Source organism: Arthrobacter sp. Z5-13 (assembly GCF_056499105.1).
Genome location: NZ_CP096460.1, coordinates 1,208,062 through 1,226,817, shown reverse-complemented (window position 1 = coordinate 1,226,817; position 18,756 = coordinate 1,208,062). Strand labels below are relative to the sequence as shown.

The window sequence follows — 18,756 nt, the reverse complement described above, 5'->3', positions numbered from 1 at the left end:
CTCTCATCGAAACCAACACTATCAGGGGCCGCCGACAGGTCCTTCGCTGTTCGCAGCCCGCTCTGGTGCTCCGGACGCCATGGGCGGCTGGAAACCCTCCGGCGTTCCGGCACCCGGAACTTCAACGTTTCCAGAGGCAACCGATGAATCTGCCTCGGCCGGTTTCGTTCGGTTCAGGCGCCACACAGCAAAGATGATGAGAGACACGGCCATGAGTGCCAGAAGAGCGAAGGTGTACTGACGCATCGCCCACATCAGGCAGAGTGTCACGCCGGCCGCTCCCCACCAAACGAAGAGAGGCTCGTTACGTGCAGCACCGACCAGCAGCAGGATTGCCAAAAGTACCAGAACCCAGAGCTGCTGGCTTTGACTTCCTCCGAAAACTATGGCAATACCGCTCACCGATAAGAGGGCTGCACCCACGCCGAGGATCACTCGGGCGGGTATGGTTTGGCCAGCCGCGAACCTCAACGCAGCGAGCACGGCGGCCAGAATTACGAACCACTGGGCCGCCCAGAACGGATCCGGTCCCTGACCCGGCCCGCCATTGAAGAGAACTGCCCGCTGGACTGATGCAATCACTGCGAGGGCACCAAGTTCCGCCGTTGCCCGCCGCATCGTAGCGGGCGCCTCCAGCCAGCAGGCCAGGGACACCGCTGCGACCAAGCCGGCAGAGGTCCCTGCAGTGGCATCTTCGCCCAGCCCTATTGCGGCTACAAATGCCAGGCCAGCGATTCCTCCCCCGGCCAATGACCAACGCCGCACGGGGTCCGTTGCGAGCTGCCCATGGTTGGCCCACCGTCCGAGGTACATCATGGCAGCAGCAAGTCCGCATCCCACCAGCCACGGCAGATAACTCCCCCAGGGGTCGTCGCGGACAGGAACGATGGCGAAGGCAGCCAGGTTGGCGCCCACCAGCGCGGCAACAGCGGCCGGCGGGTACAAGGCCACGATGCGTTCAAGGTGGGAGGCCACGAAACAGACAATGGAAAGGACAACGATAGCCATGCCGGCAATCCAATCGGCAGCCAATGGAGATACCGCGCAAGCCGTCACTGCCGTGGCACCAGCGGCTGCGAGCCAAAGCCGGTCTTCGATATCCGGGATCGTCCGGTGACTGCCACTGAACCCACTTGCTCTGGTTGGGCCGTCGGGAAGGTGCCGTCGTCGGACGAGAATCCCGAAAGCAGCACCTGCAAGGGAGAGAGCGAGCAGTACCAAGGCAACGCCGTCGTGCGTCAGTACGGGAGAGGCCAGAAAAACCGCCTGCTGTTCCGGCCCTGCCCCTGATCGAAGCAGCGGCCCGAGAGCCACGACGCCGAAGACACCGGCGTAGACAGTCAGGTACACGGCGCCACGGGCTTCGAAGGAGCGGCTGGCAATGACCGCGGAGACCAGCAGCAGCACCAGTTCCAGGAGCACCACCCAGCGCAGGCTACCAGCATCTTCTCCGGAGGAAATCCGCCCCATCAGAATGTCGTGAACCGGCAGCGCTGCCTGCACAGCCAGGGTGGCCCAAACGGCGGCCTGCTGGTAAGAAATCTCTGGCAGCCGGTCCCGCATGAGCCATCGCACCGCATGCTGAGCGGCAAGAACAAAGGCAAGTGAGACTGCTACCGCCGAAGCAGAACCGGTGACATCAGAAACCAGGACCACCACCAACGCAGCGGACAATAAGCGGGCTCCCAGGAAATAGGCGCCCTTGGTCCGGCTTCCTTCGGCTGCCATAACCATAGCTGTGCCGTAAACCGTGAAGATTCCGAGAATGAATTCAACGTCCAGGAGCTTATCCCCACGGGCCACCAGCAGAAAGGCCAACACCAGCGGAGCAAGGGATGAAGCCGGCATGTTCCCGCGGAGAACGAATCCTGAGCTAGCAGCACTTAGCGCGAGCACAACAGTGCAGAGAGTACTCGGCCATCCTATGGCCATATTTTCTGCTGACGATCCCAGCAGCAGAACGGCAAAAGCCTGGAGCGCCAAGACCACCGCGACATCTGCAACCGCTGCCCTGTGCCCGGGAAACCGCTGGGGTGATAAGTGCCAGGATGTCAATGGAAAGACCAGTTGCGCCCCCAATACAAGGACCGCAACGAGGGACGGGGTAAGGCTCTCCCCGGCGAGCACCAAAGGTCCTGCCGCGTCCGTGACCTGTTCAAATACAGTCAGGCCGAGAACAGTCCACGTCCCGCGGGCCATCCACCAGTAGGTCCAGCGATGACGAACGTCGGAGAGCCTGGCACCGGATGCGGTCAAATAAGCCGCCGACAGCAGGAGCGCAATGTTTCCCGCTGCCACGGACACCTGGCTAAAGGCCAGAGGCACAAGAATCAAGGAAGCCACCAATGGCATGAGCTCGCCTACTGTGGGAATCCACCGCCCACGGCCTCCTGCATCTTCCCGGCCGGCGGTTGCGAGGCGGCCGTTCAACAACAGCAACCAGCCGACGATGAGGGCTGCACCAAGTTGGACGAGGAGAACGATTGCAGTAAGAGCCTTGCCCGGAGTCTCGTCGAAAGACGGCAGGGCGATCAAAGCGAACAACCCAGCAGCTGCACTGCCCGCGAGCGTGGCGCCAGGGGCAACAGTGGGAATCCCTTCTTTCAGCAGGGCGGCGGAAGCCAGTTGCTGCATCACCAAGGCAAGAATGAAGGCCACCAGAGCCCCCGCAATGCGTTGGGAGGACTCCCCCATCACCTCAAACGCTACGAGCGGGACAGCAAATGTGCTTGCGATACGGGAGCCGAGCACAAAGTAACGGCGCCGGGTTCCAGGCCGAGCCGCCCGGACCAGCCAGAACAGGACGGTGAGAATGAGGAAGATGGCCAGTTGCCAGTTCCCGAGGATGGGGCTCACCGAGGCGGCAGCAACGATCGTGGCCACCGGCATCCATTCGGCTACGCCCCGCAGCCGGGTGGCCAATGCCATGCCAAGCAGAAGGGTAGCCAACAGGGGCAGCCAGACGGGCAGGGCAGCCGGGCGGTAACCTGCTTCAAACCCGACCCAAATTACCCAAGCCCACGAGCCAATGAGCTGGACGGTGAAAGTCAATGCAATGTCCAGGTTCCAACGATTGCTGTTCCCGCCGAACCACCATGTCACGCGCTCACGGGCAAATCCCACGGCCAGTGCCTGAATTGCCAGCAATGCGGAAATCGCCAAGGCCAGCGAGGACGGACGACCCGTGAGCTCCCAGACGATGGCTGCGCCGGCTACGGTCAGCGCTGCCCGCGCGCCATAGAAATTCAGGAACCTTAAGCGGCCCGGAACGGCCGCCACCACGGCAAGATACAGGCCGCAGAGAAACATCACCAGGGCGTATTCGGCTTTGGTGAACAGGAGCGGAACCACGGTTACGGACACCGCAACTACCGGAACCACCAGCGGATGCAACTGGATCAGCGGCCGTACATACAGCGGCGGAAGCCACCGCGGGCGAAGGGAGGTCAAAACCGTCAGGAGCACAGCCAAGCCGATCATCGCGGTGAAATACCACACCAATGCACCGCCTAAAACGGATACTCCTGACCAGGTGCTCGATACAACAAAGGTCAGAGACAAGTAGGCGAGGACCCGGCTTTCCAACCGAACGGCAGCAAACGAATAGGCGGCGAGGCCAAGCAACGACGTCGTCAGCCAGGCAATGGGCCCGTCCTGAAGCGCAAAGTTGTACAAGGCCAGGCCCACCACCGGGATAAGCGCGAGGCCGGTTCCAGCAAACGCCACGGCGGCAGGGCGCAGGCGGGGAACCTTCCGGTGCAGCACAAACCCTGCACTGTAGAAAAGTGCCGTGATGCCGCAAACGCCTACAAATTTCAGGAGCGTTGGCAGATTGGTGCCAAGGAACAATGCACCGGCGGCAACAAGGAGGAGGCTCGCAATGTACAGGGTGATGTTGATGTTTTGGCGGTCGCGCTTCTCCTTGCGAGCCAGCCGTTCCGCCTCGGACTCCTGAGGAGTTGGCCACACCGGCGGAGGCGGCGGAAACCCTTGATGGGACAAAGCCGGGTCGGAAGACGCGGAACCGGCTACGGCCGATGCAGCTGGTGCGGACGGCGGCAGCGGCATCGACTGTTGTCGAACAGGACCAGCCAGGGGTATCCATGGGCGGTCCTGCTCGCTTACGAACGGACTGCCTGCATGGATGGAGGTGCTGGGGTTGACCGTTTCCGGTTGGAAGATGAAGCCATCTTCTGCCAGGTCCCGCCGTGCTTTCTGGGATGCAATCCGCGCGTCAGGTGGACCGGGTGGTGCCGCGGGCGCCGGCGCTGGGGTTGTAGCGTCCCGCCACCCCTGGAGATGACCGGCCTGGAAGCCTGCCTGAAAGGACCCGTCTCCGGAAAACCCTGTCACATGAGGCTGTTGCCGGTCCCCTGCCGCAGTGGTTTTGTTCCCGGCTTTTCGTCCCCACAGGAAGCCAATCAGCAGTAAGACTCCGCCAATCAGGAGAAACTCGATGATTCGGTAAGCCATCGACATGACGGGACCTTCCACTGGGCATTGCGGGAACTTGGACGGATCTAGTGCAGCCTGCCCTTAGACGCAACAATAAATCCATTGAATTGATTAATAATAGCAAAGGAAAGCCCCGCTGCACCAGCAGCGGGGCTTTCCAAGTTCACGAGGCCCTTACACAGGCACCCGATCCAAGATCAGCAAAAACTACTTGATGATCTTGGTAACGCGGCCTGAACCAACGGTGCGGCCGCCTTCGCGGATTGCGAAGCCGAGGCCCTCTTCCATAGCGATCGGCTGGATGAGCGCAACGGTCATCTCAGTGTTGTCGCCAGGCATAACCATTTCCGTGCCTTCCGGCAGGGTGATAACGCCGGTTACGTCCGTGGTGCGGAAGTAGAACTGCGGGCGGTAGTTGGAGTAGAACGGGTTGTGACGCCCGCCTTCGTCCTTGGAGAGGATGTAGACGTTAGCCTCGAAGTCGGTGTGCGGGGTAATGGAACCCGGCTTGACGACAACCTGGCCACGCTCTACGTCATCACGCTTCAGACCGCGGAGCAGGAGGCCACAGTTCTCGCCGGCCCATGCTTCGTCGAGCTGCTTGTGGAACATCTCGATACCGGTAACGGTGGTCTTCTGGATCGGACGGATACCGACGATCTCGACCTCGGAGTTGATTGCCAGGGTGCCACGCTCGGCGCGGCCCGTAACAACGGTTCCACGACCGGTGATGGTGAAGACGTCTTCGATCGGCATCAGGAACGGCTTGTCACGGTCACGTACGGGGTCCGGAACAGACTCGTCAACAGCTTCCATGAGGTCCTCGACGGACTTGACCCAAACGGGGTCGCCTTCGAGAGCCTTCAGGCCGGAGACGCGAACTACGGGAGCGTCGTCGCCATCGAAGCCCTGTGCGCTGAGCAGCTCACGAACTTCCATTTCAACGAGGTCCAGCAGCTCTTCGTCGTCGACCATGTCCGACTTGTTCAGCGCGACCAGCAGGTAGGGAACGCCAACCTGGCGGGCAAGCAGAACGTGCTCACGGGTCTGAGCCATCGGGCCGTCAGTGGCGGCAACCACGAGGATTGCACCGTCCATCTGTGCAGCACCGGTGATCATGTTCTTGATGTAGTCAGCGTGACCCGGAGCGTCTACGTGTGCGTAGTGGCGCTTCTCGGTCTGGTACTCAACGTGGGAAATGTTGATGGTAATGCCGCGCTGACGCTCTTCGGGAGCAGAGTCAATAGACGCGAAGTCGCGCTGCTCGTTGAGAGTCGGGTACTTGTCATACAGCACCTTGGAAATGGCGGCCGTCAACGTCGTCTTACCGTGGTCAACGTGACCAATGGTACCGATGTTAACGTGCGGCTTAGTCCGCTCGAACTTTGCCTTTGCCACAGGTTCCTCCTAGAACGTTTTCAAATGACTTACCCTTCAACCGCGCTTGTCGCGGCAGAAACTCCAGTAAGTCTACTTGGGGGGCTTTGGATTGGTGAAATTGCAGATTCAGGAACTAATACTAGTCCCTAGAGCCTGTTCGCGCGGATGGCCGGGCCCGGCTTGACCGGGTTGCATCTAACCGGGCCGCGGCCACCTGCGCCAGGCGAATTTCCGGAGATCGGAAACGCACCCGAGTTTGTTAGCAGTGAAAGTCGAAAAGACTATTCGCCGCGGTTCTTCTGGATGATCTCGTCGGCAAACGCCTTCGGGACCTCGGCGTAGCTGTGGAACGTCATGGAGTACACAGCGCGGCCCTGGGTCTTCGAGCGCAGGTCACCGATGTAGCCGAACATGCCGGACAGCGGGACGTGCGCACGGATGACCTTGACGCCCTGGGCATCTTCCATGGACTGCATCTGGCCACGGCGGGAGTTGAGGTCACCGATAACTTCGCCCATGTATTCCTCAGGGGTTCGGACCTCGACATCCATCAGCGGTTCGAGCAGGATGGGGTTCGCCTTACGTGCAGCTTCCTTGAAAGCCATGCGACCGGCGATCTTGAACGCCATTTCCGAGGAGTCAACATCGTGGTACGCGCCGTCGATCAGCGTGGCCTTGATGCCGACAACCGGGTAACCGGCCAGGACGCCGTCGTTCAGTGCATCCTGGATACCGGCGTCCACGGACGGGATGTATTCGCGGGGAACACGGCCACCGGTGACCTTGTTCTCGAACTCGTACAGCTCACCCTCGGAGGTGTCCAGCGGTGCGATCGCAATCTGGATCTTTGCGAACTGGCCGGAACCACCGGTCTGCTTCTTGTGCGTGTAGTCATGACGCTCTACAGCACGCTTGATGGTTTCGCGGTAAGCGACCTGCGGCTTGCCAACGTTTGCCTCAACCTTGAACTCGCGGCGCATGCGGTCCACAAGGATGTCCAGGTGGAGCTCGCCCATGCCGGCGATGATGGTCTGGCCAGTGTCTTCGTTGAGGGAAACCTGGAAGGTCGGGTCCTCAGCGGAGAGCTTCTGGATGGCCGTGGAGAGCTTCTCCTGGTCACCCTTGGTGTTCGGTTCGATCGCAACAGAGATCACGGGCTCCGGGAAGCTCATGGACTCGAGGACGATCTGGTTGCTGGAGTCACACAAGGTGTCACCAGTAGTGGTGTCCTTGAGACCGATTGCTGCGTAGATGTGGCCAGCGGTAGCGCCGTCAACCGGCATTTCCTTGTTGGCGTGCATCTGGAACAGCTTGCCGATGCGCTCCTTCTTGCCCTTGGTGGAGTTGACCACCTGGGAGCCGGCTTCAACGTGACCGGAGTACACGCGGACGAAGGTGAGCTGACCGAAGAACGGGTGCGTCGCAATCTTGAACGCAAGGGCCGAGAACGGCTCTTCAGAGGAAGGCTTACGAGTAAGCTCCTTCTCTTCGTCGCGGGGATCGTGACCGATCATCGGCGGGACGTCCAGCGGGTTCGGCAGGTAGTCCACAACAGCGTCCAGCATCGGCTGTACGCCACGGTTCTTGAAGGCGGACCCGCAGAACACCGGGTAGAGCTCGGAGTTGATGGTCATCTTGCGGATGCCGGCCTTGAGTTCGTCGACGGTGATCTCTTCACCCTCGAGGTACTTCTCCATGAGCTCTTCAGAGGACTCTGCAACAGCCTCGATGAGGTTTGCGCGGTACTCCTCGGCCTTTTCCTTGAGGTCAGCCGGGATCTCCTGGATCTCGTACTTGGCACCCATGGTGACGTCACCCTTGGAGTCGCCGGGCCAGACCAATGCACGCATGTACAGCAGGTCCACGACGCCAACGAAGTCGTTCTCGGCGCCGATGGGCAGCTGCATAACGAGCGGCTTGGCACCGAGGCGGCTGATGATGGTGTCGACGGTGAAGTAGAAGTCAGCGCCCAGCTTGTCCATCTTGTTGACGAAGCAGATGCGCGGAACGTTGTACTTGTCAGCCTGGCGCCAGACAGTCTCCGACTGCGGCTCCACGCCTTCCTTGCCATCGAACACGGCAACGGCACCATCGAGGACACGCAAGGAGCGCTCAACCTCAACGGTGAAGTCCACGTGACCGGGGGTGTCGATGATGTTGATCTGGTTGTTTTCCCAGAAGCAGGTCACGGCGGCAGACGTGATGGTGATGCCGCGTTCCTTTTCCTGTTCCATCCAGTCGGTGGTCGAAGCGCCGTCGTGCGTTTCGCCAATCTTGTGGTTCACACCTGTGTAGAACAGAATGCGCTCGGTGGTGGTGGTCTTGCCGGCATCGATGTGGGCCATGATGCCGATGTTTCTGACCTTACTAAGGTCGGTAAGCACGTCCTGTGCCACGGTGTCTCCCTTTCGGATGGACTACACGTTCGCCGCCGGCTCGTCTGAGCCGGCGGCGTCCGGGAAGTATTACCAGCGGTAGTGTGCGAAGGCCTTGTTGGACTCGGCCATCTTGTGGGTGTCTTCGCGGCGCTTTACAGCGGCACCGAGACCGTTGGACGCATCCAGAATCTCGTTCTGGAGACGCTCGGTCATCGTCTTTTCGCGGCGGGCCTTGGAGTAGCCAACCAGCCAGCGGAGAGCCAGTGCGGTGGAGCGGCCCGGCTTGACCTCAACAGGAACCTGGTAGGTGGCGCCACCGACACGGCGGGAGCGGACCTCGAGGGAAGGCTTGACGTTCTCCATAGCCTTCTTGAGGGCTGCGACGGGGTCGCCGCCGGACTTGGCGCGAGCACCTTCAAGGGCACCGTAAACGATGCGCTCTGCGGTGGACTTCTTGCCGTCAACCAGCACCTTGTTGATCAGCTGGGTGACCAACGGGGAGCCGTAAACGGGATCTAGTACGAGCGGCCGCTTGGGGGCCGGACCCTTGCGAGGCATATTACTTCTTCTCCATCTTTGCGCCGTAGCGGCTGCGAGCCTGCTTACGGTTCTTGACACCCTGGGTATCGAGGGCACCACGGACGATCTTGTAGCGGACACCCGGAAGGTCCTTAACACGGCCGCCACGTACGAGCACAATGGAGTGCTCCTGGAGGTTGTGGCCTACACCCGGGATGTAAGCGGTGACTTCAACGCCACCGTTAAGGCGCACACGTGCAACCTTACGAAGGGCCGAGTTCGGCTTCTTCGGGGTGGTTGTGTAAACGCGGGTGCAAACACCGCGGCGCATGGGGCTGCCGTTAAGAGCGGGAGCCTTGGTCTTCTTGACCTTAGGCGTGCGGCCCTTGCGGACCAGCTGGTTAATCGTAGGCACTCTCGTGTTCTCCGTTTTATCCGGAGCGGCCGCTGACAGCCGCTCTCCTGTTGCTTTGCCCCGCCGCCCGAGCTTTGAAGAAGTCTCCAGAGCAGCTGAGGCGAAGCCTTAATAGTCTGATCGCAGACATAGGGAACGACCGACTCGCGTCATGAAAGGTCCCTAGGCATGCAAAAATGTGGCATACGTTGCACAAGAACCCTGCAAACCGGAAACGTCGCTCTGATTCAGCCTTTCAGCTGTATCGGCGCACTCATCCACTGCCACAATAACAATTGGTATCCAGTCTAACACGGACGGCCAGCAGACCTTAATCGGCCCTGTGCCGGCGCACTACCCATGCGTTAAACGGGATGGTCCCCCACCTTTCGGTGCGGGACCATCCCTTTCTCAGACTTGAACAGACTGACTCTTAGCGGAAGTCGCTGCCGAGGTCGTAGTCATCCAGCGGGATGGCGTGGAACTCGGGAGCTCCATCGCCGCCCAGCGAGTCGTAGGAGAAATCGCTGAAGGCGCTCGGGCCGGTGAAGAGATTGGCCTTTGCTTCCTCAGTCGGTTCGACAGTCACCTCGGTGTAGCGCGGGAGACCCGTGCCGGCCGGGATGAGCTTACCGATGATGACGTTCTCCTTGAGGCCGAGCAGCGGATCGCTCTTGCCTTCCATGGCCGCCTGCGTCAGGACGCGGGTGGTCTCCTGGAAGGAAGCAGCGGACAGCCACGACTCGGTTGCCAGCGACGCCTTGGTGATACCCATCAGTTCAGGACGACCGGAAGCCGGCGTCTTGCCCTCGGATACAACGCGGCGATTGGCGTCCTCGAAGCGGCTGCGCTCAGCCAGCTCGCCCGGAAGCAGATCCGATTCGCCGGACTCGATGACCGTGACGCGGCGCAGCATCTGGCGGACGATAACCTCGACGTGCTTGTCGTGGATACCGATACCCTGGCTGCGGTACACGCCCTGGACTTCGTCAACCAGGAACTTCTGAGCAGCACGGGGACCCATGATGCGCAGAACCTGCTTGGGATCGACCGGACCGTTGATCAGCTTCTGGCCGACCGTGACGTGCTGGCCGTCTTCGATCAGGAGACGTGAACGGCGCAGTACCGGGTAGGCGATCTCTTCGCTGCCGTCATCAGGGGTGATGACGAGGCGCATCTGACGCTCGGACTCTTCAATGGTGATGCGGCCGGCTGCTTCAGCAATCGGTGCAACACCCTTCGGGGTACGGGCTTCGAAGAGCTCCTGGATACGGGGCAGACCCTGGGTGATGTCGTCGCCACCGCTGGCCGAAACAGCACCACCGGTGTGGAACGTACGCATGGTCAGCTGGGTACCGGGCTCACCGATGGACTGTGCGGCAATAATGCCAACAGCCTCACCGATGTCAACGGTCTTGCCAGTGGCCAGCGAACGGCCGTAGCACAGGGCGCAGGTGCCGACGCTGGACTCACAGGTGAGAACAGAGCGGACCTTGACCTCGGTGATACCGGCTGCGAACAGTTCGGCAATGACAACGTCACCGCAGTCGGTGCCGGCGGCAGCCAGTACCTTGCCCTTGGAGTCGACGACGTCGACAGCCAAGGTGCGTGCGTAGGCGCTGTTCTCGACGTTCTCGTCCAGCGTGAGCTCACCGTTGGCGTCAGCCACGGCGATCGGAGTAACCAGACCGCGCTCGGTGCCACAGTCCTCTTCGCGGACGATGACATCCTGCGAGACGTCCACCAGACGACGGGTCAGGTAACCCGAGTTGGCGGTACGCAGCGCGGTGTCAGCCAGACCCTTACGGGCACCGTGCGTGGCGATGAAGTATTCCAGCACCGACAGGCCTTCGCGGTAGGAGGACTTGATCGGACGCGGGATGATTTCACCCTTCGGGTTGGCCACCAGACCACGGATACCCGCGATCTGACGGACCTGCATCCAGTTACCACGTGCACCGGAGGACACCATGCGGTTGATGGTGTTCATCGGGGAGAGGCTGTCACGCATCGCCTGGGCGATCTCGTTGGTTGCCTTGTTCCAGATTTCGATCAGTTCCTGGCGACGCTCGTCGTCGTCGATCAGGCCCTTGTCGTACTGGCCCTGGATCTTGGCGGCCATGGTCTCGTAACCGGCGAGGATTACGGGCTTGTCCTTGGGTACCTCGATGTCCGAGATAGCCACGGTCACGCCTGAACGGGTTGCCCAGTAGAAACCGGCATCCTTCAGGTTGTCCAGCGTTGCGGCTGTGACCACCTTCGGGTAACGCTCGGCAAGGTCGTTGACGATCCGGGACAGTTCGCCCTTGTCTGCAACATCCTCAACCCACGGGTAGTCCTCAGGCAAGGTCTCGTTGAAGAGAACCTGGCCGAGTGAGGTCTCAACCAGTGCGGTCTGACCCTGCTCCCAGTCCTCAGGAGCTTCCCAGCCGGCGTAAGGGACAAAGCCCTCGAGCCGGATCTTAACCTTGGAGTTCAGGTGCAGCTCGTGGAGATCGTAGGCCATGATGGCTTCCGCGACTGAACCGAATATCCGGCCCTCGCCAGCTGAACCGATGCGCTTGGTGGTCAGGTGGTAGAGGCCGATGATCATATCCTGCGAAGGAAGGGTCACCGGACGGCCGTCGGACGGCTTCAGGATGTTGTTCGAGGACAGCATCAGGATGCGCGCCTCGGCCTGGGCTTCGGGGCTCAGCGGCAGGTGGACTGCCATCTGGTCGCCGTCGAAGTCAGCGTTGAAGGCGCCACAAACCAGCGGGTGAAGCTGGATCGCCTTACCTTCAACAAGCTGCGGCTCGAAGGCCTGGATGCCAAGACGGTGCAGGGTAGGTGCACGGTTCAGCAGCACAGGGTGCTCGGTGATGATCTCTTCGAGGACGTCCCAGACCTGCGGGCGGTAACGCTCAACCATCCGCTTTGCCGACTTGATGTTCTGGGCGTGGTTGAGGTCAACCAGGCGCTTCATCACGAATGGCTTGAAGAGTTCCAGAGCCATCTGCTTGGGCAGACCACACTGGTGCAGCTTCAGCTGGGGGCCGACGACGATGACGGAACGGCCCGAGTAGTCAACACGCTTACCCAGGAGGTTCTGACGGAAACGGCCCTGCTTGCCCTTGAGCATGTCGCTCAGGGACTTCAGCGGACGGTTGCCCGGTCCGGTGACCGGACGGCCGCGGCGGCCGTTGTCGAAGAGGCTGTCAACAGCTTCCTGAAGCATGCGCTTCTCGTTGTTGACGATGATCTCCGGAGCACCCAGGTCAAGCAGTCGCTTGAGTCGGTTGTTGCGGTTGATCACACGGCGGTAGAGGTCGTTGAGGTCGGAGGTCGCGAAGCGGCCACCGTCCAGCTGGACCATCGGGCGCAGTTCCGGCGGGATCACCGGGACGGCGTCCAGAACCATGCCGAGCGGGCTGTTGTTCGTGGTCAGGAACGCGTTGACCACCTTCAGGCGCTTGAGGGCACGGGTCTTGCGCTGGCCCTTGCCGTTGGCAATGACATCGCGCAGGAGGTCGGACTCAGCCTGCATGTCGAAGTTCTCAAGACGCTTCTTGATGGCTTCGGCACCCATGGAGCCTTCGAAGTACATGCCGTAGCGGTCACGCAGTTCGCGGTACAGGCCCTCGTCACCCTCAAGGTCAGCGACCTTGAGGTTCTTGAAGCGGTCCCAAACCTGTTCCAGGCGCTCGATCTCGGCGTCGGCGCGCTTACGCACGTTGGCCATCTGACGGTCCGCAGAATCGCGGGCCTTCTTCTTGTCGGCAGCCTTGGCGCCTTCGCCTTCGAGACGGGCGAGCTCGTTCTCGAGATCGCGGGCGATCGTGGCGATGTCGGAGTCGCGGTTGTCGACCAACTGCTTCTTCTCGATGTCGTGCTCAACCTGGAGGTTGGGCAGTTCCTCGTGACGGCTTTCGGCGTCGACACTGGTGATCATGTAGGCAGCGAAGTAGATGACCTTTTCCAGGTCCTTCGGTGCCAGGTCAAGGAGGTAACCCAGACGGGAGGGAACACCCTTGAAGTACCAGATGTGGGTTACCGGAGCGGCGAGCTCGATGTGGCCCATGCGTTCGCGGCGCACCTTGGCGCGGGTGACTTCAACACCACACCGCTCACAAATGATGCCCTTGAAGCGCACGCGCTTGTACTTACCGCAGTAGCATTCCCAGTCGCGGGACGGGCCGAAGATCTTCTCGCAGAAGAGTCCGTCCTTCTCGGGCTTAAGTGTGCGGTAGTTGATGGTTTCCGGCTTCTTAACCTCGCCGTACGACCAGCCGCGGATGTCTTCCGCGGTAGCGAGGCCGATTTGCATGAGGCCGAAGGAGGATTCGCTGGACATATGGTCCCTGTTCTCTCTTGTTCTCTAAATTCTGAAGTCTTGGTTACGGAAAGAGGGAGGAATCCGGGAAAAGCGGCGCCGCTGAGCGAACCGCTTTCCCCGGACGCCTGCTAAACCTCTTCTACGGAACTGGGCTCTGCACGAGACAGATCGATACCCAGTTCCTCCGCAGCCGTGAAGACTGCGTCATCAGAGTCACGCATTTCAATTGTGGTTCCGTCCGTGGAAAGTACTTCCACGTTCAGGCACAGCGACTGCATTTCCTTGATCAAGACCTTGAAGGACTCAGGAACGCCCGGTTCGGGGATGTTCTCGCCCTTGACGATGGCTTCGTAGACCTTCACACGACCATGGATGTCATCCGACTTGATCGTGAGGAGTTCCTGGAGCGTGTAGGCGGCGCCATAGGCTTCGAGCGCCCACACTTCCATTTCACCGAAGCGCTGGCCACCGAACTGAGCCTTACCACCCAGCGGCTGCTGCGTGATCATGGAGTACGGGCCGGTGGAGCGCGCGTGGATCTTGTCGTCCACCAGGTGGTGGAGCTTCAGGATGTACATGTAGCCGACCGAAATCGGATCCGGGAACGGCTCGCCGGAGCGGCCGTCAAACAGACGGGTCTTGCCGGAGGAGTTGATCAGGCGTTCGCCGTCGCGGGTCACGTTGGTGGAATCCAGGAGGCCTGTGATTTCCTCTTCACGCGCACCGTCGAAGACCGGCGTTGCGACAGTGGTCTGGCCACTTTCGCGCGGCAGGTTCGGCAGCTGCTTCATCCACTCGGGCTCGCCTTCGATCTTCCAACCGGTCTTGGCAACCCAGCCAAGGTGCGTTTCCAGCACCTGGCCGACGTTCATACGTCCCGGAACACCCAGGGGGTTCAGGACGATGTCGACAGGGGTGCCGTCAGCAAGGAAGGGCATGTCCTCGACCGGAAGGATCTTGGAGATAACACCCTTGTTGCCGTGGCGGCCGGCGAGCTTGTCGCCGTCGGTGATCTTGCGCTTGGCAGCCACGTAAACGCGAACCAGCTGGTTAACGCCCGGGGGCAGCTCGTCGTCGTTGTCGCGATCGAAGACGCGGACACCGATGACGGTTCCGGACTCGCCGTGGGGAACCTTCAAGGAGGTGTCACGCACTTCGCGGGACTTCTCACCGAAGATGGCGCGAAGCAGGCGCTCTTCCGGGGTCAGCTCGGTTTCACCCTTAGGGGTGACCTTTCCGACCAGGATGTCGCCGGCTTCAACCTCGGCACCGATGTGGATGATGCCACGCTCGTCCAGGCCTGCGAGGACTTCCTCGGAGACGTTGGGGATGTCACGGGTGATTTCCTCGGCACCAAGCTTGGTGTCGCGGGCATCGATCTCGTGCTCCTCGATGTGGATGGAGGAGAGAACATCCTCAGCGACGATGCGCTGGGACAGGATGATGGCGTCCTCGAAGTTGTGGCCTTCCCATGACATGAATGCCACAAGGAGGTTCTTACCGAGGGCGAGTTCACCCTGGTCCGTTGCCGGGCCGTCAGCAATGATGCCGCCGACCTCGAGGCGCTGGCCTTCGCTCACCAACACGCGGTGGTTGTAGCAGTTGCCCTGGTTGGAACGGGCGAACTTGTTGATGCGGTAGTTGGTTTCCGTGCCGTCGTCGTTGAGCATGATGACGAGTTCAGCGGACACCTCGGTGACCACACCTGCCTTCTTCGCGATGACCACGTCACCGGCGTCGACGGCTGCAGCACGCTCCATGCCGGTGCCCACGAAGGGGGCCTCGGAACGGACCAGCGGCACGGCCTGGCGCTGCATGTTGGCACCCATGAGAGCGCGGTTAGCGTCGTCGTGCTCGAGGAACGGAATCAGGGCGGTAGCCACAGACACCATCTGGCGCGGGGAAACGTCCATGAACTGCACGTCGGCGGCGGGAACCAGCACGGGCTCGCCTCCACCACCACGGGCGCGGACCAGAACGGTCTCTTCGGCGAACTTCTTGTTGGCGTCCAGCGGAGCGTTGGCCTGAGCGATCAGGACCTCTGCTTCGTCGTCGGCGGTGAGGTACTGGACCTCATCGGAAACGACGCCCTCGGCAACAAGGCGGTACGGGGTCTCAATGAAACCGAACGGGTTGATCCGTCCGTAGGAAGCCAGCGAACCGATCAGACCGATGTTGGGGCCTTCAGGAGTTTCGATGGGACACATACGTCCGTAGTGGGACGGGTGAACGTCTCGGACTTCCATGCCTGCACGGTCACGGGACAGACCACCCGGGCCAAGCGCAGACAGACGGCGCTTGTGGGTCAGACCCGAAAGCGGGTTGTTCTGGTCCATGAACTGTGACAGCTGGGAAGTTCCGAAGAACTCCTTGATCGCTGCAACAACCGGCCGGATGTTGATCAGGGTCTGCGGCGTGATGGCTTCGACGTCCTGCGTGGTCATACGCTCGCGGACGACGCGCTCCATACGGGACAGGCCGGTGCGGACCTGGTTCTCGATGAGCTCGCCCACGGCGCGGATACGACGGTTGCCGAAGTGGTCGATGTCGTCGATTTCAACACGCAGCTCGTGATCCTGGCCGTCGCGCTTGCCCATAAGGGTCTTCTCGCCGGCGTGCAGGGCCACAAGGAACTTGATCATTGCGACGATGTCTTCAACGTGCAGGACCGAGGCTTCCTTGTCACCAAGGGAGCGGTCGATGCCAAGCTTGCGGTTGATCTTGTAACGGCCAACCTTGGCCAGATCGTAGCGCTTGGAGTTGAAGTACAGGTTGTCCAGAAGCGACTGGGCAGCCTCAACTGTGGGCGGCTCGCCTGGTCGCAGCTTCCGGTAGATATCCAGCAAGGCGTCTTCACGGGTTTCCGTGGCGTCCTTCTCCAGCGTTGCGCGCATGGAGTCGTACTGGCCGAACTCTTCGAGGATCTGGCCTTCGGTCCAGCCAAGGGCCTTCAGCAGAACTGTGACCGACTGCTTGCGCTTGCGGTCAAGGCGAACGCCGACCTGGTCGCGCTTGTCGATCTCGAGCTCAAACCATGCACCGCGGGACGGGATGATTTTGGCAGTGAAGATGTCCTTGTCACTGGTCTTGTCAGCGGTGCGCTCGAAGTAGGCGCCCGGCGAACGGACCAGCTGGGAGACAACAACACGTTCGGTGCCGTTGACAACGAACGTTCCCTTCTCCGTCATCAGCGGGAAGTCACCCATGAACACGGTCTGCTGCTTAATTTCGCCCGTGTTGTTGTTCATGAATTCGGCCTTGACGTACAGGGGTGCCGAGTACGTAGCGTCCCGGTCCTTGCACTCAGCCATGGTGTACTTCGGGTCGGCGAACTCCGGATCGGAGAAGCTCAGGGACATGGTGCCCTGGAAGTCCTCGATCGGGGAGATCTCTTCGAAGATGTCGGAGAGACCGGAGGACGTGGCGACGCTGAGGTCGCCTTCTTCCACAGCTTTCGCAACGCGTGCCTGCCAGCGTTCGTTGCCAACGAGCCAGTCAAAGCTGTCCGTCTGCAGGGCAAGCAGATTCGGAACGTCAAGCGGTTCGTGAATCTTTGCGAATGAGAGCCGGCGAGTGGCACCATCGGTGCTGTCGGCGTTGATAGCGGTTGCGGCGTTATTTACATTAGAGGTGCTCGAGGCGACCAAGAGGGATCCTTCCACAGACCTTCAGGCGTTTTCAGATCTTCCCCGCTAAGTACCCTGCGGAACTCTCCGCAGTGCTACCAGTCCGGTTCCGCTATATGATCCGGGACCCGTGCTGTTCAAGAAGGAGCCGTCGTCGACGGCGCGTTCGGCAAACAGCTGCCAGGCAAAGCCCACCGCTATATGAAGGCTGAAGGTAAACAGGGAAGACGCAAATATCCACAATACGGCAAATGCGCCTACGTGTCTACCCCACTTCCCGCCGTAATGCAAGCACTGTTGCTGGGGGCACCTATCCGGCCCTGAAGACTGCCGTGACTGGACGGAATTGAGGGGGCAGTGGAAACGTTAAACAGAGAAGCAGCAGGCGTCTAGGCTGTCCTGCACCAGATTGCCTGTCAACACTCGGTTAGCCTGTCCATACCTAGAGGAACGGAAGATCACCATGACTTACTCGTCAGACGACAATGACGTTGTCATCCTGTCCGGCGCCCGGACACCACAGGGCCGGCTCAACGGTCAGCTCGCTGGCTTCACCGCCGTCGAACTTGGTGCACACGCCATAAGGGCGGCTATTGCAGCCAGCGGCCTGGACGCAGGCAGGGTGGAAGCCGTCATCATGGGCCAGGTACTGCAGGCAGGTGCCGGCCAGAATCCCGCCCGGCAGAGTGCAGTGGGGGCCGGAATCGGCTGGAATGTTCCCACTGTGACCATCAACAAGGTTTGCCTTTCGGGGCTGACCGCCGTCATCGACGCTGCCCGGATGATCCGTGGCGGTGACGCAAGTGTCGTCGTCGCCGGTGGCCAGGAGTCCATGACAAGGGCGCCGCACATCCTGCCCGGATCACGCCAGGGGTGGACCTACGGTGCCATCCAGGCGCTGGACGTTGCCGCACATGATGGGCTCACTGACGCGTTTGACGGGCAATCGATGGGGCTCTCCACCGAAACCAAAAACGTTGTTTTGGGCATCGATCGCACAGCCCAGGACAACGTGGCCGTCGAGTCCCACCGACGTGCCGCGGCTGCCTCCGGGAACGGAGTGTTCGACCAGGAAATCGCACCTATAACCGTCAAGCAGCGCAAGGGCGAGCCACTCATCCTGACTTCCGATGAAGGCGTACGGCCCAACACCACGCTGGACACTCTTGCCGGCCTCAAGCCCGCTTTCGCTACCGACGGCACCATAACGGCGGGCAACTCCTCCCCTCTTTCCGACGGGGCAGCGGCATTGGTGCTCACTTCCCGTAAGTATGCGGCGGACAACAACCTGGAATATCTGGCTGTAGTTGGCAAACCCGGGCAGGTGGCGGGGCCCGACAATTCCCTTCACTCCCAGCCGTCCAACGCCGTCCAGCACGCACTCAAGCGGGCCGGCTGGACCACCGCCGACCTTGATTTCATCGAGATCAATGAAGCCTTCGGTTCAGTTGCCGTACAGTCCCTGAAGGATCTGGACTATCCGCTCGAGAAGTGCAACCTCCACGGCGGCGCCATCGCATTGGGCCACCCGATCGGCGCATCAGGCGCGCGGCTTGCCCTCCACGCTGCGCACGAACTGAAAAGGCGGGGCGCAGGCAAAGCAGCCGTCTCACTCTGTGGAGGAGGGGGCCAAGGCGAAGCCTTGCTGCTCTACCGGGACTGACACCGGGGTCTCCCGGAACCGCGGAT

General features: G+C 61.0%; 8 protein-coding genes. 1 reads left to right on the top strand and 7 read right to left on the bottom strand.

Annotated features, from left to right (window positions below; translation table 11 throughout):
• Positions 1-21: 21 nt before the first annotated feature.
• The 7 genes from M1E02_RS05780 to rpoB all read right to left on the bottom strand — a co-directional run bounded on the left by M1E02_RS05780 (position 22) and on the right by rpoB (position 17,088).
• Positions 22-4,479, bottom strand: a complete 4,458-nt coding sequence (locus M1E02_RS05780) for a hypothetical protein (protein WP_479377178.1) — start codon at positions 4,477-4,479, stop codon at positions 22-24.
• Positions 4,480-4,662: 183 nt separating this feature from the next.
• Entirely contained in the window at positions 4,663-5,853 is a 1,191-nt protein-coding gene (tuf, locus tag M1E02_RS05775) for an elongation factor Tu (protein WP_247041846.1), read from the bottom strand.
• Positions 5,854-6,116: 263 nt separating this feature from the next.
• The gene (gene fusA / locus M1E02_RS05770; RefSeq protein WP_479377177.1) at positions 6,117-8,231 is read right to left on the bottom strand and encodes an elongation factor G; all 2,115 of its coding nucleotides are present in this window, start codon (positions 8,229-8,231) and stop codon (positions 6,117-6,119) included.
• A gap of 69 nt (positions 8,232-8,300) precedes the next feature.
• Positions 8,301-8,771, bottom strand: coding sequence for a 30S ribosomal protein S7 (rpsG, locus tag M1E02_RS05765; protein ID WP_011692813.1), 471 nt, complete (start codon positions 8,769-8,771; stop codon positions 8,301-8,303).
• 1 nt (position 8,772) lies between these two features.
• The gene (gene rpsL / locus M1E02_RS05760) at positions 8,773-9,147 is read right to left on the bottom strand and encodes a 30S ribosomal protein S12 (RefSeq protein ID WP_011692814.1); all 375 of its coding nucleotides are present in this window, start codon (positions 9,145-9,147) and stop codon (positions 8,773-8,775) included.
• Positions 9,148-9,559: 412 nt separating this feature from the next.
• Positions 9,560-13,459 carry a DNA-directed RNA polymerase subunit beta' gene (locus tag M1E02_RS05755; RefSeq protein WP_479377176.1) on the bottom strand — a complete coding sequence of 1,300 codons (3,900 nt, stop codon included), beginning with the start codon at positions 13,457-13,459 and terminating at the stop codon, positions 9,560-9,562.
• Between the two features lie 110 nt (positions 13,460-13,569).
• Positions 13,570-17,088, bottom strand: coding sequence for a DNA-directed RNA polymerase subunit beta (gene rpoB, locus M1E02_RS05750; RefSeq protein ID WP_479377175.1), 3,519 nt, complete (start codon positions 17,086-17,088; stop codon positions 13,570-13,572).
• A gap of 442 nt (positions 17,089-17,530) precedes the next feature.
• Between rpoB and M1E02_RS05745 the strand changes: the two genes are divergently transcribed.
• The gene (locus M1E02_RS05745; RefSeq protein WP_479377174.1) at positions 17,531-18,730 is read left to right on the top strand and encodes an acetyl-CoA C-acetyltransferase; all 1,200 of its coding nucleotides are present in this window, start codon (positions 17,531-17,533) and stop codon (positions 18,728-18,730) included.
• The last annotated feature ends 26 nt before the right edge of the window (positions 18,731-18,756 follow it).